This is a genomic window from Streptomyces sp. NPDC085944 (genome assembly GCF_040686295.1).
GTDB lineage: Bacteria > Actinomycetota > Actinomycetes > Streptomycetales > Streptomycetaceae > Streptomyces > Streptomyces salinarius.
In genome coordinates, this window is the sequence record NZ_JBFBJX010000017.1 from 60,624 (window position 1) to 84,130 (window position 23,507).

The 23,507-nt window shown below is 72.0% G+C and carries 20 protein-coding genes and 1 pseudogene; 8 read left to right on the forward strand and 13 right to left on the reverse strand.

What is annotated here, in order from left to right:
- Positions 1 to 210: 210 nt before the first annotated feature.
- The 5 genes from AB0P07_RS28980 to AB0P07_RS29000 all read right to left on the reverse strand — a co-directional run bounded on the left by AB0P07_RS28980 (position 211) and on the right by AB0P07_RS29000 (position 7,773).
- Positions 211 to 2,250 carry a glycoside hydrolase gene (locus AB0P07_RS28980; RefSeq protein ID WP_365555705.1) on the reverse strand — a complete coding sequence of 680 codons (2,040 nt, stop codon included), beginning with the start codon at positions 2,248 to 2,250 and terminating at the stop codon, positions 211 to 213.
- Between the two features lie 117 nt (positions 2,251 to 2,367).
- Positions 2,368 to 4,413, reverse strand: coding sequence for a beta-galactosidase (locus tag AB0P07_RS28985; RefSeq protein ID WP_365555707.1), 2,046 nt, complete (start codon positions 4,411 to 4,413; stop codon positions 2,368 to 2,370).
- A gap of 28 nt (positions 4,414 to 4,441) precedes the next feature.
- Complete coding sequence (locus AB0P07_RS28990; RefSeq protein ID WP_365555709.1) at positions 4,442 to 5,797, reverse strand: sugar ABC transporter substrate-binding protein; 1,356 nt, start codon at positions 5,795 to 5,797, stop codon at positions 4,442 to 4,444.
- Between the two features lie 91 nt (positions 5,798 to 5,888).
- On the reverse strand, positions 5,889 to 6,839 hold the full coding sequence (locus AB0P07_RS28995; RefSeq protein WP_365555711.1) for a carbohydrate ABC transporter permease: 951 nt from the start codon (positions 6,837 to 6,839) through the stop codon (positions 5,889 to 5,891).
- 7 nt (positions 6,840 to 6,846) lie between these two features.
- Positions 6,847 to 7,773: a sugar ABC transporter permease gene (locus AB0P07_RS29000; protein ID WP_365555713.1), complete on the reverse strand. Its 927-nt coding sequence runs from the start codon at positions 7,771 to 7,773 to the stop codon at positions 6,847 to 6,849.
- 292 nt (positions 7,774 to 8,065) lie between these two features.
- Here AB0P07_RS29000 and AB0P07_RS29005 point away from each other — a divergent pair, with 292 nt between their 5' ends.
- The 3 genes from AB0P07_RS29005 (at position 8,066) to AB0P07_RS29015 (ending at position 11,999) form a co-directional block, all read left to right on the forward strand.
- Entirely contained in the window at positions 8,066 to 9,052 is a 987-nt protein-coding gene (locus AB0P07_RS29005) for a LacI family DNA-binding transcriptional regulator (RefSeq protein ID WP_365555863.1), read from the forward strand.
- A gap of 113 nt (positions 9,053 to 9,165) precedes the next feature.
- Positions 9,166 to 10,968, forward strand: coding sequence for a thiamine pyrophosphate-requiring protein (locus tag AB0P07_RS29010; protein ID WP_365555716.1), 1,803 nt, complete (start codon positions 9,166 to 9,168; stop codon positions 10,966 to 10,968).
- Positions 10,965 to 11,999: an SDR family oxidoreductase gene (locus AB0P07_RS29015; RefSeq protein WP_365555718.1), complete on the forward strand. Its 1,035-nt coding sequence runs from the start codon at positions 10,965 to 10,967 to the stop codon at positions 11,997 to 11,999. The genes AB0P07_RS29010 and AB0P07_RS29015 overlap by 4 nt, the downstream gene beginning before the upstream one ends.
- Positions 12,000 to 12,106: 107 nt before the next feature.
- On the opposite strand, the gene AB0P07_RS29020 is transcribed toward AB0P07_RS29015, so the two are convergent.
- The 4 genes and pseudogenes from AB0P07_RS29020 to AB0P07_RS29035 all read right to left on the reverse strand — a co-directional run bounded on the left by AB0P07_RS29020 (position 12,107) and on the right by AB0P07_RS29035 (position 14,583).
- Positions 12,107 to 12,910, reverse strand: a complete 804-nt coding sequence (locus AB0P07_RS29020) for a ribonuclease BN (protein WP_365555720.1) — start codon at positions 12,908 to 12,910, stop codon at positions 12,107 to 12,109.
- Between the two features lie 121 nt (positions 12,911 to 13,031).
- Positions 13,032 to 13,436, reverse strand: coding sequence for a hypothetical protein (locus AB0P07_RS29025; protein WP_165286633.1), 405 nt, complete (start codon positions 13,434 to 13,436; stop codon positions 13,032 to 13,034).
- 119 nt (positions 13,437 to 13,555) lie between these two features.
- A pseudogene (locus AB0P07_RS29030) lies at positions 13,556 to 14,022 on the reverse strand (GAF and ANTAR domain-containing protein); the annotation flags it as partial.
- Between the two features lie 123 nt (positions 14,023 to 14,145).
- The gene (locus tag AB0P07_RS29035) at positions 14,146 to 14,583 is read right to left on the reverse strand and encodes a hypothetical protein (protein ID WP_365555723.1); all 438 of its coding nucleotides are present in this window, start codon (positions 14,581 to 14,583) and stop codon (positions 14,146 to 14,148) included.
- A gap of 148 nt (positions 14,584 to 14,731) precedes the next feature.
- Here AB0P07_RS29035 and nsrR point away from each other — a divergent pair, with 148 nt between their 5' ends.
- The gene (gene nsrR / locus AB0P07_RS29040; RefSeq protein WP_365555725.1) at positions 14,732 to 15,178 is read left to right on the forward strand and encodes a nitric oxide-sensing transcriptional repressor NsrR; all 447 of its coding nucleotides are present in this window, start codon (positions 14,732 to 14,734) and stop codon (positions 15,176 to 15,178) included.
- Between the two features lie 73 nt (positions 15,179 to 15,251).
- Positions 15,252 to 16,448, forward strand: coding sequence for a globin domain-containing protein (locus AB0P07_RS29045; RefSeq protein WP_365555727.1), 1,197 nt, complete (start codon positions 15,252 to 15,254; stop codon positions 16,446 to 16,448).
- Between the two features lie 64 nt (positions 16,449 to 16,512).
- Here the strand turns inward: AB0P07_RS29045 and AB0P07_RS29050 are convergent, their stop codons facing one another.
- Positions 16,513 to 16,863, reverse strand: a complete 351-nt coding sequence (locus AB0P07_RS29050) for a hypothetical protein (protein ID WP_365555729.1) — start codon at positions 16,861 to 16,863, stop codon at positions 16,513 to 16,515.
- 175 nt (positions 16,864 to 17,038) lie between these two features.
- On the opposite strand from AB0P07_RS29050, the gene AB0P07_RS29055 reads away from it, so the two are divergent.
- Positions 17,039 to 17,731: an adenosylcobinamide amidohydrolase gene (locus tag AB0P07_RS29055; RefSeq protein WP_365555731.1), complete on the forward strand. Its 693-nt coding sequence runs from the start codon at positions 17,039 to 17,041 to the stop codon at positions 17,729 to 17,731.
- Positions 17,732 to 17,809: 78 nt separating this feature from the next.
- Here AB0P07_RS29055 and snpA read toward each other — a convergent pair whose 3' ends face one another.
- Positions 17,810 to 18,508 (reverse strand): snapalysin, encoded by a 699-nt coding sequence (snpA, locus tag AB0P07_RS29060; protein ID WP_365555733.1) that lies wholly within the window; start codon positions 18,506 to 18,508, stop codon positions 17,810 to 17,812.
- A gap of 215 nt (positions 18,509 to 18,723) precedes the next feature.
- Between snpA and AB0P07_RS29065 the strand changes: the two genes are divergently transcribed.
- Complete coding sequence (locus AB0P07_RS29065) at positions 18,724 to 19,710, forward strand: LysR family transcriptional regulator (protein WP_365555735.1); 987 nt, start codon at positions 18,724 to 18,726, stop codon at positions 19,708 to 19,710.
- Between the two features lie 104 nt (positions 19,711 to 19,814).
- Positions 19,815 to 20,582: a PepSY domain-containing protein gene (locus AB0P07_RS29070; protein WP_365555738.1), complete on the forward strand. Its 768-nt coding sequence runs from the start codon at positions 19,815 to 19,817 to the stop codon at positions 20,580 to 20,582.
- 85 nt (positions 20,583 to 20,667) lie between these two features.
- Here AB0P07_RS29070 and AB0P07_RS29075 read toward each other — a convergent pair whose 3' ends face one another.
- Positions 20,668 to 21,936: an aromatic acid/H+ symport family MFS transporter gene (locus AB0P07_RS29075; protein ID WP_365555740.1), complete on the reverse strand. Its 1,269-nt coding sequence runs from the start codon at positions 21,934 to 21,936 to the stop codon at positions 20,668 to 20,670.
- Positions 21,937 to 22,026: 90 nt separating this feature from the next.
- A complete protein-coding gene (locus AB0P07_RS29080; RefSeq protein ID WP_365555742.1) occupies positions 22,027 to 23,481 on the reverse strand; it encodes a benzaldehyde dehydrogenase in 1,455 nt (484 codons plus the stop codon).
- Between the last annotated feature and the right edge of the window lie 26 nt (positions 23,482 to 23,507).

Here is a 23,507-nt window from a genome sequence, read left to right on the forward strand (position 1 = left end):
TCGGCCGGCTCCTTGCCGCGCAGCCGCTCCTCCGCCAGGCCCTCCAGGACCGGGGCGCCGTCCGAGCAGAGCTCCCGGGCCGTCATCCGGCGGTGGACCTCGCGCTCACGGGGGTCGGTGGTCGTACGGTCTCCTCGTGTCCGTACCGATGGACCGTGGCTCCCTCCGCGCCCGCGCGCGGCCGTGGACGGAGCCGCCGTCAGGGGTGAGTCAGCCAGCGGACACGTCCGTCAGCGTCCAGCGCTGGTTGGCGCCGGAGTTGGGCGGCCAGGTCGTGACGGCCGCGCCCGCGTGGGTCGCCTGGCCCCCGACTTCGAGCAGCCGTCCGGTGGCCGCGTTGACCAGGGTCCAGGTGCCGTCGCCGGTGCTCGACGCGATCCACTCGGCGGCCCGGTCGCGCCCGCCGGTGTCCGGCTCGGCCACCGGGACGTCGTCCCGTACGGCCAGTCGTGTCCCGTCCCCGGGCCGGGTGAAGACGTAGCGGTCGCGGACTCCGTTGTCCTGGCGCACCGCGCTCAGTCGCCACTGCTCGGCGCTCGCGTCGGCGCCGGTGCCCAGGACCAGGTTCGTGCCGTCCCCGGCCACGGCGACGGCCCTGCCGCTCTGTACGCCGGTCAGCGTGTAGGTGTGGCCCTTGCGCAGCTCGGCGGCGTCCTTCGCGACGCCCGAGACCCCTTCGATCGAGAAGGAGGTGACGGACTGGGCGGGCACGGTGAAGGTGGCCGTGCGGTCGCTCACCCGGATCGGGGCCTGCCGCTCCAGCTTGCCGTCGGCGCTCGTCACGACCGGGGTGACGGTGGCCCGGCGGCTCACGTCACGGAACTTCGACAGGTCGATGGTGACCGTGCGGGCCTCGGCGGTGCGGTTGACGTGGACGAGGGAGGCGCCCTTGCCGTCGCGGGTGACGGCGGCGGCGCTGGAGGTGTCGTCCGTCTTGATCAGCCGGTCGCCGGGCTTGATGAAGTGGGTGAAGTTGCGGGCGGTGTCGAACTTGGTGTTGGTCCGGATCGGACAGGTCTCCAGGGTGTCCCCGGCGGCGCAGTCGAACGGGATCTGGATGCTGCCCCAGTTGCCGCCCTTCGCGGACTCGCCGCCCGGCTTCATGTTGTCGTAGTCCTCGACGGGCTGCCAGAACACCCAGGCGCGGGGCTCCAGTTCACGCAGGTCGTCCACGATCTGCTGGGCGAGGCCGAGACCCGGCCGCATGTCCTCGAAGTCCTGGCCGTCGCCCCAGTCGCCGCCCACCTCGCTCATCCACAGTGGTTTGTCCGCGGCCTTGGCGAGGTCCCGCACGGTGGTGCGCTGCCCCGTTCCGTAGGTGTGGACGTTCATCTGCCCGACCAGGGCGCGGTCGGCCTCGAAGTAGGCGCTCCAGTTCTTCGCGAAGGTCCCCGGGTTGGTCTCGTCCATCGCCGAGATGTCCGCCTTGACCTTCGCCTTCCGCAGCGCCGGTGCGAGGGCCCGGAGCACCTCGCGTTGCAGCTCGGGACCCATGTGGGCCCCTTCCTGCCGGCCGCCGACCGGCTCGCCGTCGGCGCCGAGCTGCGTACCCCAGTACGCAGTGTTGGGCTCGTTGAACGGGTCGACGGTGTCGACCTCGATGCCCTCGGCCTTCTCCAGCCGCCTGGTCGCGCCCGCGAGATAGGCGGCGAACTCGTCGACCGACTCGGGCCTGAGCTGGTCGGCGGAGGAGTCGAAGCCGCCGGAGACGTAGCCGCTGACGGTCATGAACCAGGGCGGGGAGTTGCTGAAGGTCTCCCAGTGGTCGATGTCGTCCTTGATGCGCTCGACCCACCAGCGCTGGGTGGCGTCGGCGTCCTCGTTCCAGTCGGCCGGGTCGTCGGCGCTCCACCAGCCGGTGTCCTCGCGCGTGGTGCCCGCGGGCGCCTTCCACCAGCCCTCGACGGCGCCACCGGCGCGCAGGTAGTCCTCGACGTCCGGCGCGTTGCCGCCGCCGATGTTGTACCGGGCGATGTTCAGGCCCAGCCCGTCGTCGCCGAACAGCAGCCGGGCCAGCTTCTCGCGGATCTCGGGCGGGTAGGCGCCGGTGGCGTTGGCGAACCAGACCAGGCTGGTGCCCCAGCCCTCGAACGCCTCCTGCCGGTACGACGGGTCCGGCCGCACCGTGACGGAGGCGGCGGCCGCGTCCGGGGCGGCCTGGGCGGGAACGCCGAGCAGGGCGGCCCCGGTGGCCAGGGAGGTCAGAACAGCGGCCCCGAGGAGGCGTCTGCTGCGGGTACGGCGTGCCATCGTGTGCTCCCAACGGAAAGGTGTGGTCGCTGCGGTGGCCCCCTCCACCCGGCGCGGGGCAGGAGGGGACGGCCCCGGAGCGGGTGCGTGCCGCTCCGGGGAGTCAGGGGTGGGGGATCAGTCGGTGGGCGTGCGCAGGACGGCGACCGCCCGCCCCGCCAGGACTACGGCCCTGTCGTCGCCGGTGGTGCCCACCAGGACCTCCCCGGCGAGCCCGGGGACCGTCACGGTCTCGTCGGTGCGGTTGACCAGGAACAGGAAGCGTCCGCCCGGGCCCCGGCGCACGGTGGCCTCGACCCGCCCCCGGGCCTGGGCCGGCAGCTCGCTCGTCACCCCGGCCGGCTCCAGCAGCCTCGGCAGCAGCGCGGCGAGCCCGTCGGCGCCGAGCCGGGTGGAGACGTAGGCGGCCGAACCGCTGCCCGCGCCACGCCGGGTGACCGCGGGACGGCCCGCGTGCGCACCGGTGCGGTAGCGGACGAGGACCTCGGTCCCGGGGGCGGTGACGGTGACGTGGTCGGTCCACAGGCCGCCGGTGCCGTCGTCGTCCAGCTCCACGCTCTGCCCGGCGGGCAGCGGGCCGAACTCCTCGACGCGGATGCCGAGCAGGTCCCGCAGCGCGCCCGGGTAGCCGCCGAGCCACACGTGGTCGTTCTCGTCGACGATGCCGGAGAAGTACGTGGTGACCAGGTGCCCGCCCTGCTCGGCCCAGCGCGTCAGGTCCTTGGCCAGCGCGGCCGGGACCAGGTGCAGCACCGGCGCGATCAGCACCCGGTGACGGCTCAGATCGGCGCCGGTGGTGACGACGTCCGCGCGGATGCCCAGGGAGAGCAGCGCCGAGTACCAGTCGAGCGCCTCCTGGTGGTAGTCGAGCAGCGAGGTGGGGTGCGAGTCCTGCTCGCTCGCCCACCGCGACTCCCAGTCGAAGAGGATGCCGACCTCGGCGGGCTCCCGCTCGCTCCCGGCGACCGGCGCGAGGGTCTTCAGCGTGTCGCCGAGCGCCGTGACCGAACGGAACAGGTCGCTGTCCGCACCGGCGTGCGGGACCATCGCCGAGTGGTACTTCTCGGCGCCGGCCGCCGACTGGCGCCACTGGAAGAAGCAGACCGCGTCGGCGCCGTGCGCCACGTGCGTCAGCGAGTCCCGGGCCATGTCGCCGGGCCGCTTGGCCAGGTTGACGGGCTGCCAGTTCACCGCGCTCGTGGAGTGCTCCATCAGGAACCAGGGCTTGCCGCCCGCGATGCCGCTGGTGAGGTTCGCCGAGAACGACAGCTCGTCGCGGGCCTGCGGGTGCGGCACCACGTAGTGGTCGTTGGCGACGAAGTCCACCTCGCCGGCCCAGTCCGCGTAGTTCATGCCCTTGGTACCGGGCATCACCATGAAGTTGGTGGTGACGGGGACGTCGGGGGTCAGCTCGCGCAACAGGTCGCGCTCCGCGCGCAGGTGGTCCTTGAGCGCGTCCGAGGAGAACCGCTTGAAGTCCAGCTGCTGGGTCGGGTTCGGGTGCGAGGCCGCCAGCCGGGGCGGCAGAATCTCCTCCCAGTCGCCGTACCGCTGCGACCAGAACGCCGTGCCCCAGGCGTGGTTGAGAGCGTCCGTGGAGCCGTACCGGGCGCGCAGCCAGGCACGGAAGGCGCGGGCGGCGTCGTCGGAGTAGTCGTAGACGTTGTGGCAGCCCAGCTCGTTGTTGACGTGCCAGGCGACCAGGGCCGGGTGCTCGGCGTAGCGGGTCGCCAGCTTCCGCACCAGGCGCAGGGCGTGCTCGCGAAAGACGGGCGAGGTCGGGCGCCAGTGCTGGCGGGCTCCCGGCCACAGCGTCTCGCCCCGCTCGGTGACCGGGAGGATCTCGGGGTGGGCCGTGGTCAGCCAGGGCGGCGGGGACGCGGTGGCGGTCGCCAGGTCGACGCCGACCCCGTGCTCGTGCAGCAGGTCCATCACCTCGTCGAGCCAGGCGAAGTCCCAGGTGTCCGGGCCCGGCTGGATGCGGGCCCAGGAGAAGATGCCGAGCGACACGATGTTCACGCCGGCCTCGCGCATCAGCCGTACGTCCTCCTCCCACACCTCCCGGGGCCACTGCTCGGGGTTGTAGTCGGCGCCGTAGGCGAGACGGGGGGCGGGGGCACCGTCCGTCCCGCGGTGCATGCGGGAGTGGAGGGTGGAGATCATGGCGGTCCTTCCGGGGTGGGGGCGTGCGCTACTTCTCGACGGTGAAGCCCTGCTCCTCGCCGTACTTGACCGAGGCCTCCTGCCAGGCCTTGAGGCCCTCGGCGAGCGTGGTGCCGGAGACGTAGGCCTTGCCGACGGTGTCGTTGAAGACCGAGTTCGCGTACACCTGGTAGGGCAGGTACGACCAGTCGTCCGGGACGTTCGTGGCCGACTCGGCGAAGATCTTGTTGGCCTTCTGACCGCCGAAGTACGGGAACGCGGTGTCCTGGAACTTCGTGGACTGCAGATCCGCCGTGGTGGCCGGGAACGCGCCGTTCTTCAGGCGGGTCTGCACACCGTCCCCGGCGTTCGCGTACTCGACGAAGGCGTACGCCAGCGCCTCGTTCTTGCCGAGTTCGGGGAGTGCGAGCGCGCTGCCGCCGTTCTCGGCGCTGACCTTGCCGCCGGCGGTCCACTGGGGCAGCGGGGCGACACGCCAGTCGCCGGACGCAGCCTTGGCGCCGGACTCGAGGTTGGCCGGCATCCAGGCACCGGTCGCCAGCGTCGCGATGCTGCCGTCGGCGAGGCCCTTGTACCACTCGTCGGTCCAGGCGGGGACCGAGGCGAGCAGCTTCTCGTCGATGAGCTTCTGCCAGGTGCCGGTGAACGTCTTGGCACCCTGGTCGGAGAAGTCGATCTTCACCTTGGTGCCGTCGACCGTGTAGGGACGCGAACCGGCCTGCCAGAGCATGCTGGTGGTGAACCCGGCGTCGCCGTTGTCGGCGGTGATGTAGGCCTTGGGGTCGGCCCTGTGCAGGTCGCGTGCGGCGTCCAGGTACTCGGCCCACGTGGTGGGCACCTTGATGTCGTACTTGTCGAAGACCTTCTTGTTGTAGAACAGCGCCATCGGGCCCGAGTCCATCGGCAGCGCGTAGATGCCGTCCGAACCGGCCTTCACCCCGTTCCAGGGACCGGGGGAGAACTTGGCGGAGAGCTTGTCGGCGCCGAAGGCCTTGAGGTCGGTGAGCTGCTCGGTCAGGGCGTACTGGCCCATCGCGTAGTACTCGATCTGGGCGACGTCCGGTACGCCCTTCTTCGCCGAGATGGCGTTCTGCAGCGCCGTGTACTCGTCCTTGTTGGTGCCGGCGTTGACGAGGTCGACCTTGACGCCCGGGTGGGCCTTCTCGAAGTCGGCGGCCACCTGCTCGAGGGTGGGCTCCCACGCCCAGACCGTGATGGTGCCGCCCTCCTTGAGGGCCGCCTGTATGTCCGCCTCGGAGACGGCCTTGTCGCTCGCTCCGCCGTCGTCGGAGCCGCCGCAGGCGGCCGCGCCCAGGGCGAGCGCGCAGACGAGGGCCGTGCCGCGCAGCAGGCGGCGCGAGTGCTTGGTCAGGTGTGTGGGCATGGGCGTGCTTCCACTTCTTCGTGGCCGGAACCGGCACCGGTTGAGGGTGGGAGGGGTTGTCGGTGAGGGACGGGGCAGGGCGGGGGAGGGGCTACTCCTTGACGCTTCCGGCGGCGAGACCGGACTGCCAGTACTTCTGGAGCAGCAGGAACGCGGCGACGAGCGGCAGGATGGTGATCAGCGACCCGGTGACGACGAGGTTGAAGACGGCCTCGCCGCCCGCGGTCGCCGCCTGCTGGTTCCAGCTGTTGAGGCCCAGGGTCAGCGGATACCAGTCGGGGTCCTTGAGCATGACCAGCGGCAGGAAGTAGTTGTTCCAGGTGGCGACCATGGTGAACAGCAGGACGGTGACGATGCCGGGCGCCAGCAGCGGCAGGGCGACCCGGAAGAAGGTGCGTACCTCGCCCGCCCCGTCGATACGGGCCGCCTCCATCAGCTCGGTCGGGATGGCCTCGGTGGCGAACACCCACATCAGGTAGAGGCCGAACGGCGAGATCAGGGACGGGATGATCACCGCCCAGGGCGTGTTGGTGAGCCCCATGTTGCTGAACATCAGGAAGGTCGGCACCGCCAGCGCCGTACCGGGCACGGCCACCGCGCCGATGACGACGGCGAAGACGGCCCGCCGGCCGGGGAAGTCGAACTTGGCGAGCGCGTAGCCGCCGAGCACCGCGAGGAAGGTGGCACCGCCCGCGCCGAGCCCCACGTACAGCAGGGTGTTGAGCAGCCAGCGGGTGAAGACGCCGTCGTCGTAGGTGAACGTTTCGGCGATGTTGTCCCACAGCGCGAAGTCGCCGTCGAACCAGAGACCGGCGGAACGGGACAGCCCCTCCTGCGTCTTGGTGGCGCTGACGGCCAGCCAGACAAGCGGCACCAGGCTGTACAGCAGCACGAGTGAGGTGAGCACGGTCAGCAGCACGCTGCGCCGGGGCTTGTCGGCGGAGTGCCGGCGCCGGGACGCGCGCAGCCGGGGCACGGGGCCCGGCGTGTCGGACGGCTTGGCCGAGCGACGGTCGGGGACGGTGGCGACGGGACCGGTCATCGCTGCCTCACACTCCCTTGCGCATGCCGCGCAGCTGCACGACGTAGGCGATGACCATGGTGATCAGCCCCATGACGATGGCGACGGTCGCGGAGTAGTTGTGCTGCTGCCCGTTGAAGGACAACGCGTACGTGTAGTAGTTCGGGGTGTAGTCGGTGGTGATGGCGTTGCGCGCCAGGGGCTGCAGGATGCTGGGTTCGTTGAAGAGCTGGAAGCTGCCGATGATCGAGAAGATCGTGGCGATCACCAGGGCCCCGCGGATGGCGGGGAGTTTGATCGCGCAGATCACCCGGATCTGGCCGGCGCCGTCGATCTGGGCCGCCTCGTACAGCGAGTGCGGGACGACGCGCAGCGCCGAGTAGAAGATCAGCATGTTGTAGCCGACGAACTCCCAGGTGACGATGTTGCCGATCGAGGCCAGCACCAGGTCGGGGGAGAGCGGGTCGGGCAGCGAGACGCCCAGCGCGTCGTTGATGTCACCGACCAGGCCGAAGCGGGTGCCGTACATGAAGCCCCACATCAGGGTGGCCACCACGGCGGGGACGGCGTACGGCAGGAAGATGGAGATGCGGAAGAAGTCCCGCCCGTACAGGCGCCCGCTGTCGAGCGCCAGGGCCACCAGGAGCGCGATGCCGAGCATGATCGGCACCTGTACGGCGAGGAAGAGCGAGACCCGGGCCAACGAGGCCCAGAACCGCTCGTCCTCCAGCGCCTCGGCGTAGTTGTCCAGTCCGACGAAGGTGGTCCCGCCGATGAGCTGGTCCCGGAAGAGGCTGAGGTAGACCGAGTACACGATCGGCGCGAGGAACACCAGGGCGAACACGGCCACGAAGGGGCCGAGGAAGCCCCACCCCGTCCAGGAGCGGCGGTCTCGCCGCACCGGGGGCGGGGCAGGCCGCGGCTCGGCGGCGGCCGGCGGTTGCAGCGTCGTCATGTCGTTCCTCGCTCGTCACGTCCTGGAGCTTGCGGAGCCTGGTGGGGCCCGTCATGTTTGCGTAAACATCACCCGCCGGACGGGACCGTCGAGGTCTGCGGAAGGGCTGTTATGTTTACGTAAACATTTGATGGCGGCATGTCTACACTGCCCCGAGGACGACGGTCAAGGGTCCTTGCGCGGCTGGGCCCGACAGCGACGGAGAGGCGGCTGACGGCGAGTGAGCACGGCTGAGGAAGTCCCGACGAGCGTGCCCGCGCGAGCCCGGCGCGGCCGGGAGCGCACGGCTTCCATGGCGGACGTGGCCCGGCTGGCCGGAGTCTCCTCGCAGACCGTCTCCCGCGTCTCGAACGGCTACGCGGGCGTGACCGAGGAGACCCGGCGGCAGGTGCTGGCGGCCATGAAGGAACTCGGCTACCGGCCCAACAGCGCTGCCCGGGCCCTCAAGCGCGGTGAGTTCCGCACCATCGGCGTCATCACCTTCTCGCTGGCCACCACGGGCAACGTCCGCACCCTGGAGGCCATCGCGACCTCCGCGGCGAGCGAGGGGTACGCCGTGACGCTGCTGCCGGTCGCCGTCCCCACCCAGGACGAGGTGCGCGGCGCGTTCTCGCGGCTGGAGGAGCTGGCCGTCGACGCGGTCATCGTGATCATGGAGGTCCACCTCCTGGACGCGGCCTCCCTCACCCTGCCGCCCCACGTCCAGGTCGTCGTGGTCGACTCCGACGCCGGCGACCACTACACGGTCGTCGACACCGACCAGGCCGGCGGCTCCCGCGCCGCCGTGCGCCATCTGCTGGACCTCGGCCACGACACCGTGTGGCACCTGGCGGGCCCCGAGGGCTCCTTCGCCGCCCAGCGCCGCACCGACGCCTGGCGGCGCACGCTCACCGAGGCCGGCCGCACCCCGCCGCCCCTCGTCCGGGGCGACTGGTCGGCCGAGTCCGGCTATCGGGCCGGTCTCGAACTCGCCGCCCGCGAGGAGTGCACCGCCGTCTTCGCGGCCAACGACCAGATGGCCCTCGGCCTGCTGCGCGCCCTGCACGCACGCGGCCGGCGCGTGCCCGAGGACGTCAGCGTCATCGGCTTCGACGACATCCCCGAGGCCGGCTCCTTCCTGCCGCCGCTGACCACCGTGCACCAGGACTTCGCCGAGGTCGGCCGGCTGTGTGTGGCGGCGGTGCTGCGCAAGATGCGCGAGACCGGCCAGGAGCGGGGCACGACCCTGGTGCCGACCCGGCTGGTGACCCGGGCGAGTACGGCGCCGCCGCTCGCGTAGCCGACGGGCGGGGCGGGGGAGCGGCCGCGGGGGGACGGACCGGACCGTTTAGGGGCGGCCTGGAGGGTAACCCCACAACCCGACCGTTGTCCCCACACGTCCGGGAGAGCCCCATGACCCAAGTCGCCGACTTCGTCCTCCAGCGCCTGACCGAGTGGGGCGTCAAGCGGGTGTACGGCTATCCGGGTGACGGCATCAACGGACTGCTCGGTGCCTTCGACCGGGCGGACGGGGACCCGGAGTTCATCCAGGCGCGGCACGAGGAGATGGCCGCGTTCATGGCCTGCGCGCACGCCAAGTTCACCGGCGAGGTGGGCTGCTGCGTCGCCACGTCGGGTCCCGGTGCGGTGCACCTGCTGAACGGCCTGTACGACGCGAAGCTCGACCACCAGCCCGTGGTCGCGGTGGTGGGCCAGCAGAAGCGGCTCTCGCTCGGCACCCACTACCAGCAGGAGATCGCCCTCGACCAACTGTTCTCGGACGTGTCCGAGTTCTGCCAGATGATCGTGCACCCGGGGCAGGCCCGGCACGTGATCGACCGGGCCTTCAAGACCGCGCTGACGACCCGGGGCGTGGCCACGATCGTCATCCCGAACGACATCCAGGAGGAGGAGGCGATGCCGTCCCCGCCGAGGGAGCACGGCTCGGTCTTCTCCAGCGTCGGCTGGAGCCGGCCCCGCGTCCTGCCCGACCCGGACGAGCTGCGCAGGGCGGCCGACGTCCTCAACGCGGGCGAGAAGGTCGCCATCCTGGTCGGCCAGGGCGCGGCCAAGGCGGAGAGCGAGGTCGTGGAGGTCGCCGAACTGCTCGGCGCCGGCGTCGCCAAGGCTCTGCTCGGCCGTGAGGTCCTGCCCGACGACGTGCCGTTCGTGACCGGCCCGATCGGGCTGCTCGGCAGCAAGGCCAGCGACAACATGATCCAGGGCTGCGACGCCCTGCTGATGATCGGCAGCAGCTTCCCGTACTCGGAGTGGCTGCCGGAGGAGGGCCAGGCCAAGGGCGTCGAGATCGACATCGACGGGCGCATGATCGGCATCCGCTACCCGATGGACGCCCACCTGGTCGGCGACTCCAAGGAGACGCTGAAGGCGCTGATCCCGCTGCTCGAACGCAAGAAGGACCGCGGCTGGCGGGAGAAGATCGAAAAGGACGTCCGGGAGTGGAACGACCTGTGCGACCGCTGGGCCGGTGAGCACTTCGGCAAGACCATCAACCCCCAGTCGGTGGCCGCCGAACTCTCGTCCAGGCTGCCGGACGGGGCGATCCTGTCGGCCGACTCCGGTTCCGGCACCAACTGGTGGGCCCGCCACCTCAAGCTCCGCGACGGCATGCAAGCCTCGCTGTCCGGCACGCTCGCCACCATGGGCCCGGGGACGCCGTACGCCATCGCGGCGCGGTTCGCCTACCCGGACCGGCCGGTGATCGCCTTCGTCGGGGACGGCGCGTTCCAGATGAACGGCATGAACGAGATGATCACCATCAAGCGGTACCTGGACCGCCTGTCCGGCCCCGCGCCGTTCGTCTTCTGCATCTTCAACAACCAGGACCTCAACCAGGTCACCTGGGAACAGCGCGCCATGGCCGGCGACCCGAAGTACCCGGGCTCCCAGGACATCCCCGACGTGCCCTACGCCGCCTACGCCGAACTGCTCGGTCTCAAGGGCATCGTCTGCGACGACCCGAAGAAGGTCGGCGCCGCCTGGGACGAGGCGCTCGCCGCCGGTCGCCCCGTGGTCCTGGAGTTCAAGGTGGACGCGGAGATCGCGCCGATCCCGCCGCACATCATGAAGGAACAGGGCAAGAAGGCCGTCAAGGCCGCGCTGCACGACCCGCAGGCCACCGGGATCGCCACCAAGGGCGTACGCCAGAAGCTCACCGAGTACGCCGAGCACCTCCCCGGCCGGGGCAAGAAGTGAGCGGCGCGCACCGCCGCGGCCAGGTCGTCGTCGTCACCGGTGCCACCGGTGGCGTCGGCCGGGCCACCGCCCGGGCCTTCGGCGCCCGGGGGGCAGCGGTGGCCCTGCTCGCGCGGGGCGAGTACGCGCTGGAGCGTGCGGCCGAGGAGATCCGAGAGGCCGGCGGGCAGGCACTGCCCCTGGTGGTGGATGTCGCCGACGCGGAGGCCGTGGACGCGGCGGCCGGCCGGATCGAGGAAGAGCTCGGCCCCATCGACGTATGGGTGAACGCCGCGTTCTCGACCGTCTTCGCGCCCGTGCCGGAGATCCGGCCCGAGGAGCTGAAACGGGCCACCGAGGTGACGTATTTCGGCTTCGTGCACGGCACCCAGGCCGCCCTCAGGCGCATGACGCCACGCGATCGCGGCACCATCGTCCAGGTCGGATCCGCCCTGGCCGAACGCAGTGTCCCGCTCCAGGCCGTCTACTGCGGGGCCAAGCACGCCATCCAGGGGTTCACCGAGTCGCTGCGCTGCGAACTGCTGCACGACCGCAGCGGGGTGCGGGTGACCATGGTCCAGATGCCCGGGCTCAACACGCCCCAGTTCAGCTGGGTCCTCACCCGCCTGCCCCGGCACCCGCGCCCGGTGGCCCCCGTCTACCAGCCCGAGGTGGCCGCCGAAGCCGTGTTGTACGCCGCCGACCACCCCCGGCGGCGCATGTACTGGGTCGGCGGTTCCACCGTCGCCACCCTCCTCGGCCAGAAGCTCGCCCCCGGACTGCTGGACCGCTATCTGGCCCGCACCGGCTACGACGGGCAGCAGACCGACCGGCCCGTCGATCCGTCACGACCGGTCAACCTGTGGAAGCCGCCGGACGACACCGCCCCGGACGACTACGGCGCACGCGGCATCTTCGACGACGAGTCCCATCCGCGCAGCATCCAGTTCTGGATCTCCCGCCACCGCAGGCCGCTGGCCCTGGCCACCGCCGTGACCGGAGCGGCCGCCGCGGCACTCGCGGGTGCCCTGCGGGGGCGCGCCGGCTGCTGACCAAGGCGGCCGACCGCACCCGATCGTGCCCGGTGCCAGCTCGACCGCTCCCGTGGCCGTGCCCGGTGCCCGGTCGGCCGCTCCCGTGGCGGTGGGTCCCCGCCGGGTCAGTCCGGTCTGCGGTCGATGTTCCGCGCCCACCAGTGGTGCTCGCAGAACCAGTGCCCGACCATCGCGCCGCCGAAGACGACGAACCCGACCCCGATCAGCCAGGACTCCACCACCAGCACGATGCCGACCGCGCCGTAGCTGAACGCGTTGTCGAGGATGAGCGGAGTGAAGAAGAGGTACGAGAAGCCGCGCAGCCCGATCAGCCCCACCATCGTGGCGAGGGCACCCGGCAGCAGGTCGCGCCAGCGGACCTGGCCGCCCAGCAGGAAGTGCTGACCCCACCAGAAGAACAGCATGCCGCTGGCGGTCGACAGCGCGATCCGCGCCGAACCGTGCAGCGCGGTCCGCGTCTGCACCTCCTGGTACAGGTAGGCGGTCAGCAGGATCATCCACGTCATCTGGCGCCAGATGCGGTGCCACGGGCCGGAGGGCAGCTCCCAGATGCGCTCGTAACCGTTCTGGACGCTCGCCGCGAAGGACACGCCGAACACTCCGAGCAGGATTCCGCCCCACACGCTCGTCGTGCCGACGACCTTGGGCGGTGGGCTGATGATGTCGGTCAGTACGCGGGCCGACCGTCCGGACAGCCCCATCCCGTCGGCCAGCCAGGAGGCGAAGCCACCGCGCTCCAGCGGGTCGGCCGCCGCCACCACGATCAGCAGCGGCGCCAGCGTGACCAGGGCGAGCGTGGCGAAGCCCATGGCCCGGTGCATCAGCTCCAGGTCCCGGCCACGCCGGACCAGGGCGGACGCGGCCAACCAGTCCCACGCACGGTGGAACGGTCGCCACAACCGGTTCACACGGGCTCCTCGGTGCTCCTCGGGCGTCCTTTCGACGGCTCGCGACGGGGAACTGAGTGACCCGCCCGGCGCCCGGACAAACGTCGGTGCACCCGGACGGAGTCCGGCCGCGGCCCCGGCCTCAGGGGTCGGTGCGCTGCTGGGCTTCCCGCATGCGCTCGTTGTGCCAGGCGATGGCCGCGCGTATCTGGGGCTCCTGGAGTCCCGTACGGCAGCCGAGCTGGTCCATGGAGAGGGCCGGCGGGCCGGTGGTCAGGGCCCGGGTCAGCTTCGCCGCCCACAGCTCCTCGTCCACGAAGGGGCGGTCGGTGTATCCCGCCTTGACCTCGTCGAAGTGCTCGTCCGAGCACGCGGTGATGAGCCGGAGCCCGTCGAACCACTCGTTGGTGGCGTGCACCGCCGAGGAGTCCGGCACGTAGCCGCTCACTGCCTCGTCCTCGGGGAAGACCCTGGCGCACAGGTCGCACAGCTCCATGGGGACTGGCCTGGCGGTCCGACGGCCCTTTCTGCCCTTGCGCTTCCACATGGCGACTCCCGGGGGTCGGCGTCCGGAATGCCGGAGTTACCCGAGGGGCGGGAAGCAAACGCCTCCGCGTGCGAGAGTCGTTCATCTTCCCGCCCCATCGCTCGGGGCGGGCCGCCCGCTCACTCGGGCAGGCCGCCCCGTTCGCAGACCTGCGCCGCCACGTCCCGCAGTGTGACGTTGCGGTCCTGCGCGTACCGGCGCAGCGCGGCGAAGGCCTGGTCCTCGTCGAGGCGGTGCCCGCCCATGAGGATGCCCATGGCCTCGCCGATGGTGTGCCGGGTCCGAGGGCTTGCTGCAGCTGGGCGTGCGTACGGGCGCTGGAGAAGGCGACCGCCGCGTGGGAGGCCGGCAGCCGGCCGGCCGGCCGTCTCGTCGGCGTCGGTGAACGCACCGGGCCGGTAGGAGTACATGTTCAGTGCACCGAGGTCCTCGTCCTCGGTGCACAGCAGGAAGCCATCATGCTGCCGAGGTTCAGCTTGCGTGCCTCGGGAACGTACTTGGGCCAGCGCCGGGCCTGGTCCGTGAAGTCGACGATCCGGAACTGCCGCTCACCCGTGGAGCTGCGGGCGCCGTCGAAGCGCGGACCCCTCACCCACGCCGCCGCCTGCGCCGTGGTCCTCGTCGACCCCGGTGAGGAGCCCTGCCCCCTGACGGCCGGGTCCCTCACGGAGCTGCGCGCCGAGACGCGGTGAACGCCGCCCACCCCAGGTCAGCCGCCGTCGTGCGACCGCCTCAGCCGGTCGGCGGCTTCCGGGGGCTGGATGCGCATGCCGGGACGCCGGCGGTGCACGGTCAGGTACGTCACCCCGTCCGGCCCGGCGAGCACGGCCCGGGTCGAACCGTGCGGCAGCCAGGTCAGGACGCCCGCGCGCAGGGGGTGCCCGCCGTCGGCGGAGTCCAGGCGGGCCGCACCGTCGAGGACGAGAAGCAGGACGTCGAGGTCGGGCTCGGTGTGGGTGTCCACCCGTCCCCCGGCGGGCAGGCGGACGACGTTGGCGTCGAGCTGTCGTCCCGGTTCCGACAGCTTCCACAGGGCGCCGCCCGGCGCGTCGCCGCCCAGGGACACGAGCTCCGTCGTGTCGCACAGCGCCCGGGGGAGGGGTGCGTCCGCCGCCGTTCGGGAGGAGCCACCGTCTTCCACTGCCATCAGATGCCGCCGATCCCTGTGCCCAACCGTGCCGGTGCGCCGCCCTCCTGGGCGGTCCGCTCCGGGGCGGCCGGTCCCGTGACGCACTGCACAGGGCCGTGCCCCGGATAAAGACGAATCTAGCATGTGTATTTGATAGCTTTCCGGCATGCGGCTGACGAAGTTCACCGACCTGGCGCTGCGTTCCGTCATGCGCCTGGCCGTCGTGCGGGACGGTGACGAACCGATGACCACCCGAGAGGTGGCCGAGGCCGTCGGTGTGCCGTACACGCATGCCGCGAAGGCCATTACCCGCCTGCGGCACCTCGGTGTGGTGGAGGCACGGCGGGGCCGCGGCGGGGGGCTGACGCTGACCGGCCTGGGGCGGCACGCCTCGGTGGGTTGGCTGGTGCGCGAGCTCGAGGGGGACGCCGAGGTGGTCGACTGCGAGGGCGACAACCCGTGCCCGTTGCGCGGGGCCTGCCGGCTGCGCGGTGCGCTGCGTGACGCCCAGGAGGCCTTCTACGCGGCGCTCGACCCGCTGACCGTGACCGACCTGGTGGTCTCGCCGACCGGACCGGTTCTGATCGGCCTGACGGAGCGTCGTCCGGGATGACGCGCGGCACACCCGAAGGGGTGCCGACCCATGACCCAAAACTTGAATCTCATCTACCAATTAAGGAGTCGCTGTGCTCTCCGAACAGTCCGTTCCCGTGGTCCGAGCCACTCTTCCCGCCGTCGGGGCGGCCATCGGTGACATCGCCGACGTTTTCTACCGCAAGCTGTTCGACGCCCACCCCGAACTGCTGCGGGACCTGTTCAACCGCGGGAACCAGGCCAACGGAGAGCAGCAGCGGGCCCTGGCGGGCTCCATCGCCGCGTTCGCCGGCATGCTGCTGGAGAACCCGGACCAGCGCGCCGACGTGATGCTCTCGCGCATCTCGCACAAGCACGCCTCGCTCGGCATCACCCCCGACCAGTACAAGGTCGTCCACGAGAACATCATGGCCGCCGTCGTCGACGTGCTCGGCGACGCCGTCACCCCCGAGGTCGCCCGCGCCTGGGACGAGGTCTACTGGCTGATGGCCAACGCGCTCATCGCCCTCGAGGCCCGGCTCTACGCGCAGACGGGTGTCGAGGCCGGAGACGTCTGGCGGTCCATGGAGATCGTCGACCGGATCGAGGAGAGCGCCGACGCCGTCTCCCTCGCCCTGCGCCCCGCGGACGACAGCGCCCCGGTGTCCTTCCGCCCCGGCCAGTACGTCAGCGTCCAGGTCGAACTGCCCGACGGCGCCCGCCAGATCCGCCAGTACAGCCTGTCCGCCGCGCCAGGCCGGCCCGACCTGCGCATCACCGTCAAGCGCGTCCAGGGCGACGGGCGGCCCGACGGCGAGGTCTCCTCCTGGCTGCACGCGAACGCCCGCAAGGGCGACGTGCTGACCACGTCCGCCCCGTTCGGCGACCTGGCCCTGGCGGAGCACGACGGCCCGCTGCTGCTGGCCTCCGCCGGCATCGGCGTCACGCCCGTGCTGGCGATGCTCGACCACCTGGCCGCCACCGGCTCGACCCGCCAGGTGATCGTCGTCCACGCCGACCGCACCCCCGACGACCACGCCCACCGCCAGGAGCAACTCGACCTGATGAGCGCGCTGCCCGACGCCCGGCTCCACCTGTGGTACGAGGAGCCCGGCGACCGGGCGCCGGAGGCGTCCACCGGCCGCGCCGACCTCACCGGCCTCGACCTGCCCGAGGGCGTCACGGCCTACTTGTGCGGACCGGTGCCCTTCATGCGCGCGGTCCGCGGCGACCTGCTGCGCCGCGGGGTGCCCGCCGAGGCCGTCCACTACGAGGTCTTCGGCCCCGACCTCTGGCTCGGACAGCAGTAACAGCTGTGGCTCGACGCGGCCGGGTGCGGGGGCGCCCGGCCGTCGCCGAACTCCCGCGGGGGCGTTAGACCGCCGCGGTGAACGCGGTGCTGATCGCGGTGTCGACGCGGGCGTGCACCACCAGACGCGGACCCGAGGAGTCGGCGTTGTTCTCCAGCAGCCGCCGGGTCGGCGCGCTGTGGGTCACGACGGACATCAGGACGTCGAGCCGCCCGCACCACTGATGTGCCCGGAGCACCGCACTGACCGCGGCATGGCCGTCGGCCCGCTCGGTCAGGACGATGACGACGGGCGCCGGCTGATGGGCGTCGACCAGGTTGGTGATCTGCGTGGTCAGGGCGGCCCGCCCGGCGATTCCCGGGTCCTGGTCCACCGTGATGACCAGGACCCCATGCTCCAGGGTGTGGGACAGCATCGCGGCCTCCGATCCGTCGCCTCGTGGCGAAGTTGTGTTCAGTGAAGGTGCCCGGGCCCGGGTCCGCAATGCGCCCCGCGGCCGGCCGGGCGGCCGGCCGCCGTGACACGGGGGGTGAGTACCATCGTCCGGTCCGCCTCCGCCCTCCGCCGATCGACGCTGGGAGCCCTGGAACGTGCCCGCCCTCCTGCCTCCACCCCGCGCCGGGGGCGCCTGCCTGCTGGACCTGGAACACCTGACCCGGGTGGAGGACGGGGAACGGCTGCACGCCCTGCTGTGGCGCCCGGGGCCGGGGTGGCGGATGGCCAGCAGCGCCGTACTGGGCGGCGGGATCGCGGAGCGCGTCTGGGTGCTCAACGCCCAGGTCGCCCACGGCTACCGGCGCACCGACCCCGCACGGCACCTCGCCGAACTGGCCCGGGCCGCCGGGGCCGGCGGGCGCGGGGTGGGCCTGATGACGGCGGCCGACGTGACCGCACACGGCCGCGCGCGGGACGGCGGGGTCGAGGCGGTGGCCACGGCCGGCATCTCGGTACGCGGCTGGGCGGCCGTGCCCGAGGAGGGCATCGGCGGGGCCGCACCGCCCGGAACGATCAACATCGTCGCCGCGCTGCCCGTCGCGCTCGGTGACGCCGCCCTCGTCAATGCGGTGATGACGGCGACGGAGGCCAAGGTGCAGGCACTGCTCGACGCCGGGCTCGACTGCTCCGGCACCCCGACCGACGCGGTGTGCGTCGCCGCCAGGACCCCGGGCGACGGCGGCGACGTCCACGCCTTCGCCGGCCCCCGCTCCGAGTGGGGCGCCCGCCTCGCCCGCGCCGTCCACCGGGCCGTGCGCGCGGCGCTGCCCGCGGCCGGGCACCCCTGAGCGGCGCTTTCGTGCCGGCGCGGACACACGCGTGCGGGCGGCCCGGCCGGGCCGCCCGCACGGTCGTTCACCGCGATGTCAGCGCTGGGAGGTCTTCTCCAGCGCCTTGTCGAGGGCGGCCTGGAAGCCGTAGGCCCACAGCTGGTTCACCCGGCTGCGCTCGTTGGAGTTGGGGTAGGGGTTGGTGCAGGACGGGCCGGGGCCGCCGCCCGACATCAGCTCGCTGCACGGCCCGGAGTAGTGGTCGGGCAGGCCGAGCACGTGCCCGGTCTCGTGGGCGGTCACCCGGGTCGAGTCGTACTGCTGGTTCTGCCGGTAGTCCAGGAAGATGTAGCCTCTGCCGTGCCCGTCCGTGGAGGCGTACGAACCGCGCGAGTCGTTGCCCTCGTAGTACGCGAAGTCCGCGCCCGAACTCGACTCGGCGAGCCGCACGTTGGACACCGAGCTGTTCCAGATCTGCGCCGAGCGGGATATCTGGCTACGGAAGCTCGGCGCGTTGGCGGCGCTGTAGTAGACGGTGACGGCCGCGGCGGCCGAGGGCGACGCACCGGCGGCGCGCTTCTTGGCGACGGACTTGACGACCGCCTCGAAGAACGCGCGGTTGGCGGCCGCGTCCTCGCCCGAGCCGGCCGAGGGCAGGTAGCCGACCTGGGCCGCCTGGGCCGCCCGGACCGGCTCCTGGGGCGCCGCGGCCGTCGCGGCGGGGCCGGTGCCGAGCACGGCGGCCGTCAGGCCGAGACCGACCGCGGTGGACAGCAGGGGCAGGCTGATACGCATCGATGACTCCTTGAGTGGGGGAGTGGGGAGAAGTCGTCACCGGTGAGTGTGGGGCGCCCGGAAGCCCGCTGTGATGATGGCAAGAGGTGATAGGGCGGGGCTATCACCCACCGCCCGGCCACTCGTTGCGAGTTTGACCAGAGTGCAGAACTCGCCCTGTTCCGCCGCCTTTTGTTCACCTGGCGCAACCAACTGTTCCGCCCTACGCTCCCTGCATGGAGCTCGAGGTGAGGCACCTACGCGCGCTGTGCGCCATCGCCGACGCCGGCAGCCTGCACCGGGCGGCACGCCAACTGGGCGTCGCCCAGCCCACGTTGAGCACCCAGCTGGCCCGCATCGAACAGGCCCTGGGCGGCCCGCTGTTCGTCCGGGAACGCACCGGCTGCCGTCCCACCCCGCTCGGCCGGACGGTCCTCGGCCGGGCCCGTCCGCTGCTGGCCGACATGAGCACCCTGGTCCGCGAGGCCCGTGCGGCCGCGGCCGGCGGCGACAGCAGACTGCGGGTCGGCTCCACGGCCAGTCGCGCCCTGGCGGGCTGGCTGCGCCGGCTCAGACGGCCGGGCCTGGAGCCCACCCTGCAGATGGACGTCTCCGCCAACGCGCTGCTCCGCCGCGTCGCCGAGGGGCAGCTCGACGTGGCCTTCGTGCACGAGGTCGAGGGGAGCCCCCTGCACGTCCCCGAGGGCCTGCGGGTGCGCGTCCTGGTGGAGCGCGAACCGCAGTTCGTCATGCTGCCCGCCGACCACCCCGCGGCCGCCCGGCCCGTCGTCCGCCTCGCCGATCTCGCCGATGACCGGTGGATGATAGACCCCACCGTCGACGGCGAATGGGACGGCGTGCACCGCATGCTCCGCGCCGTCGGCCTCAACCCCCGTGTGCTGCACGGCGACTACCACACCGCCGCCTCCCTCGTCGCCACCGGCGAGGTCGTCACCGTCTGCCAGCCCAGCTCCCAGTCCCGCCCCGAAACGGCCGTACGACGCCTGTACGGCGACCCCCTCGGCGTACGCCTGCTGATGGCCGCCCGCACCCGGGCCGAGCTGGACGCCGTCTTCCCGGCGCTGGAGGACGCGTACTGGGAGGTCGCCCGCCAGTCCACGGCGTACCGGGACTGGCTGGAAGGGGGGTGGGGTCCGGACGCTTCCCGGTGCCCGGTGGCCGCCGGGGGAGGCGGCCGGGTGGAGTTCGTGCGGGCCCGCTGAGGCCGCCACGGCGCGCGACCAGGGGCACCGCACCCTCCGGCCAATAGAGTGATTTTCATACCGGCCCGGTGTGTCTGCGTGACGCAGCGGTTACGGACAGCATCATGAGCTCTGTACGACGACTTCCCCCCGTGCGTTCGCTGGCCGTCGCCGGTGCCCTGGGCGCCTCCGCCCTGCTGCTGACGGCCTGCACCAACGCCGATACGACCCGTTCCAGCGTCGCGGAGGCGGCTCAGACCGAGTCGCCCTCCCCGACCGCCACCGATACCCAGTCCCCGTCCTCCACCGGCTCGCCGACGGCCTCGATGAACGAGGACAAGACCGAGCGCAAGGACCTCGTCTCGAAGGCGAAGATCACCTGGGACAAGGCCGCCGACACCGCCGTGAAGGAGGTCCCCGAGGGCAAGCTCGTGGACCTCGAACTCAAGCGCACGCAGGCCGATGCCACCGCGTCGCCGACGGCCTCGCCGACCGGCTCGCCGGGTCTCAGCACTCCGAACCCCGCCCCCAGTGAGGGCGCCCCGGAGTGGGAGGCCAAGGTCGCCCAGTCGGACGGTACCCTGCACCGCATCGACATCGACGCGGTGAGCGGCAAGGTCTTCCGCACCATGGTCGACCCGGACCAGGATCCCGAGGACAAGACGCAGATCACCGAGTGGCTGGACAAGGCCAAGCAGACGCCCCAGCAGGCGGTCAAGGCGGCCACTGCGAAGGCCAAGGGCACCGTCACCCAAGTCGAGCTCGGCGACAACGACGACCAGCAGGTCGTCTGGGGCGTCGACGTGGTCGACAAGAAGAACTGGGACAAGACCTCCGTCGTCGTCGACGCGGCCAACGGCAAGGTGCTGAGCCAGAAGGTCGACAAGGACTGAGAGTCCACCCCCCCGGACACCGACGGGAGCAGCGGGCCACGGCGGCCCACTGCTCCCGTTCCTCGTGGTGGGTGAGGTCAGGGCGTCATCCGGCCGGTGCGGCGGGCGCCGCGGGCACGGCCTGGGCCGGCTCGTTCCCACCGCCGCGCGGCAGTGTCGCCACGGCCAGGAATCCGAGCACCGCCACCGCTGCGAAGAAGTAGAAACCCCACGGGTGACCGACCCCCGAGGCGACCAGCGCGCCGGTGATCGACGGGCCGACGATCGAGCCGATCCGGCCGATCCCGGACGCCGAACCGAGCGCGGTGCTCCGCACGGACGCCGGGTAGTAGTGCGTCACGTAGGCGTAGACGAGCACCATGGCCGAGAAGACGAAGACGCCGGTGAAGAAGACGACGACGTTGAGCAGCAGGTCGCTGTCCATCTTGATGCTCAGGCACCCCAGCATGAGCACCGAGACCGCGAACCACACCATGGTGGTGCCCTTGATGCCCCGCCGGTCGGCGACGAACCCGCCCAGGACCAGGCCGACGACGCCGCCGATGTTGAGCACCAGGAGCTGGGTCACGGCCGTCGGCACGGGGTAGCCGGCGTCGTTCATCAGCTTCGGCAGCCAGGTGTTGAGGCCGTAGACCAGCAGCAGGCCCATGAAGGAGGCGACCCAGATGCCGATGCCCGCGCGCAGGTAGGCCGGCTTGAGCAGCTCGGTGAACGGCACCCGCTGCGCCCCGTCCCGCTTGGCCCGCTCGAAGGCCTCCGACTCCGGCAGCTTGAACCACTGGACCGCGGCGATCACGAGACCGACGACGCCGAGCAGGTAGAAGAGGATCTCCCAGTTGTCGGTCACCTGGAGGGCCAGCAGCGAGGTGATGACCGCACCGGTGTGGTACCCGGTCATGGTGAGCGTGCTGGCCCGCGCCCGGCGGCCGGCCGGCATGTGCTCGGCCATCATCGTGAGCGAGACCGGCATGCAGGCGCCCAGGCCCAGACCGGCGAGCAGACGCAGCGCGGCGAACATCGCGACGGAGTTCGCCAGCGGCACCACGACGGTCAGGACCGAGAAGAGCACGACCGAGCCGATGAGCAGGCGACGCCGGCCCAGCCGGTCGGCCAGCGGCCCGACGCAGACCGCGCCGATGGCGACGCCGACGAGCGAGAGCGTCGCGATGGTGGTCGCGTCGCCCGCGGTCATGCCGAGATGGTGGGTCTTGAGCAGGGTGGGGATGATGGCGCCGAGGACGACGAGGTCGTAGCCCTCGAGCAGGACGGTGATCCAGCACAGGACCACCGTCCAGGTGCCACTGACGGCGCGGCCGGTCTGCGCGGGCGCGCCGGACGTGGTGGTGGAAGCCATGATGACTCTCCCCCCGGGGGACGGGTGTGAGTGAGCGGAGCCGGACCGGCCGGGGCGGCCGGGTGGGACCGGTACGGGTGACCGGAGGGATCAGAACGGGTAGTCGGCGATGTCCGGGCGGACCGTGAGCCACTGGGTCTCGGTGAACGCTTCGACGTTGGCGGCGGCGCCGCCGAACCGGGAGCCGGTCCCGGAGGCCTTGACCCCGCCGAAGGGGGCGTTGGGCTCGTCGCTGACCGTCTGCTCGTTGATGTGCACCTTGCCGGAGTCGATCCGGTCGGCGAGCTTCATCGCCGTACCGACGTCGCCGAGGATGCCGACCGACAGCCCGTACTCGCAGTCGTTGACGATCCGTGCGGCCTCCTCCGTCGTGGAGAAGGAGACGACGGGCGCCACCGGGCCGAAGATCTCCTCGCGCCAGGCCGGCATGTCCGTGGTCACGCCGGTCAGCACGGTGGCGCGGTAGCCGGCACCGTCGATCGCGCCGCCCGCGGCGACCTTGGCGCCCGCCGCGACGCTGTCGGCGACGATGCCGTGCACCCGCTCCAGCTGCCGGCGGTCGATGATCGGGCCCAGCGCCACGTCCTCGCGGGCCGGGTCGCCCACCGGCAGCGCCTCGGCCTTCGTGGCGAGCGCGGCGGTGTACTCCTCGACCAGCGACTCGTGCACGATGTGCCGGCCGGTCGTCATGCATATCTGCCCCTGGTGCAGATACGAGCCGAACGCGCCCGCAGAGGCCGCCTTCGCCACGTCCGCGCCCGGCAGCACGACCAGCGCGTTGTTGCCGCCCAGCTCCAGGTGCGCCCGCTTCAGCAGCCGCCCGGCCTGCTCGCCGATCGCCCGCCCGACCGGCGTGGAACCGGTGAACGAGATCACCCGCACCTCGCTTGCCTCGACCACCGCCCGGCCCACCGAACCGTCGCCCGGCAGCAGGTGCAGGACCCCGGCGGGAAGCCCGGCCTCCTCGAAGATCCGGGCGATGACGACGCCCCCGCTCACCGCGGTGCGCGGGTCCGGCTTCAGCAGCACCGCGTTGCCGAGCGCCAGCGCCGGGGCCACGGACCGCAGGCCGAGGACGAGCGGGAAGTTGAAGGGCGCGATCACACTGACGACACCGGCCGGGCGGCGCCGCGCTAGCGACCAGCGGGCGTCCTGCGAGGTGAGCACCTCGCCCTGCGGATGCGTGGGGAGCCCGGCGCACTCGAAGCACTCGCCGATCGCCAGCCCCGCCTCGAAGGCGGCCTTGGAGCGCACCGAGCCGGCCTCGCGCACCAGCCAGTCCTCGATCTCGGTGGCGTGCTCGGTGAACAGCTCGCCCGCGCGCCGCAGCACCGCGGCCCGCCGCTGCGGCGAGGTCGCCGCCCACTCGCGCTGGGCCTCGGCGGCCCGGGCGGCGGCGCGGTTCACGTCCTCGGCCGTGGCCAGGCCCACCGTGCCGAGCCGGCCGCCGGTGGCGGGCTCGGTCACCGGCTGCTCGGCGGGGGAGTGCTGCCAGCCGTCGCTGTGGAACTTCCCGCCCCAGACGTCGCTGTCCAGGAGTGTCATCGTCTTCCCTCTCGTCGGGATCTTCG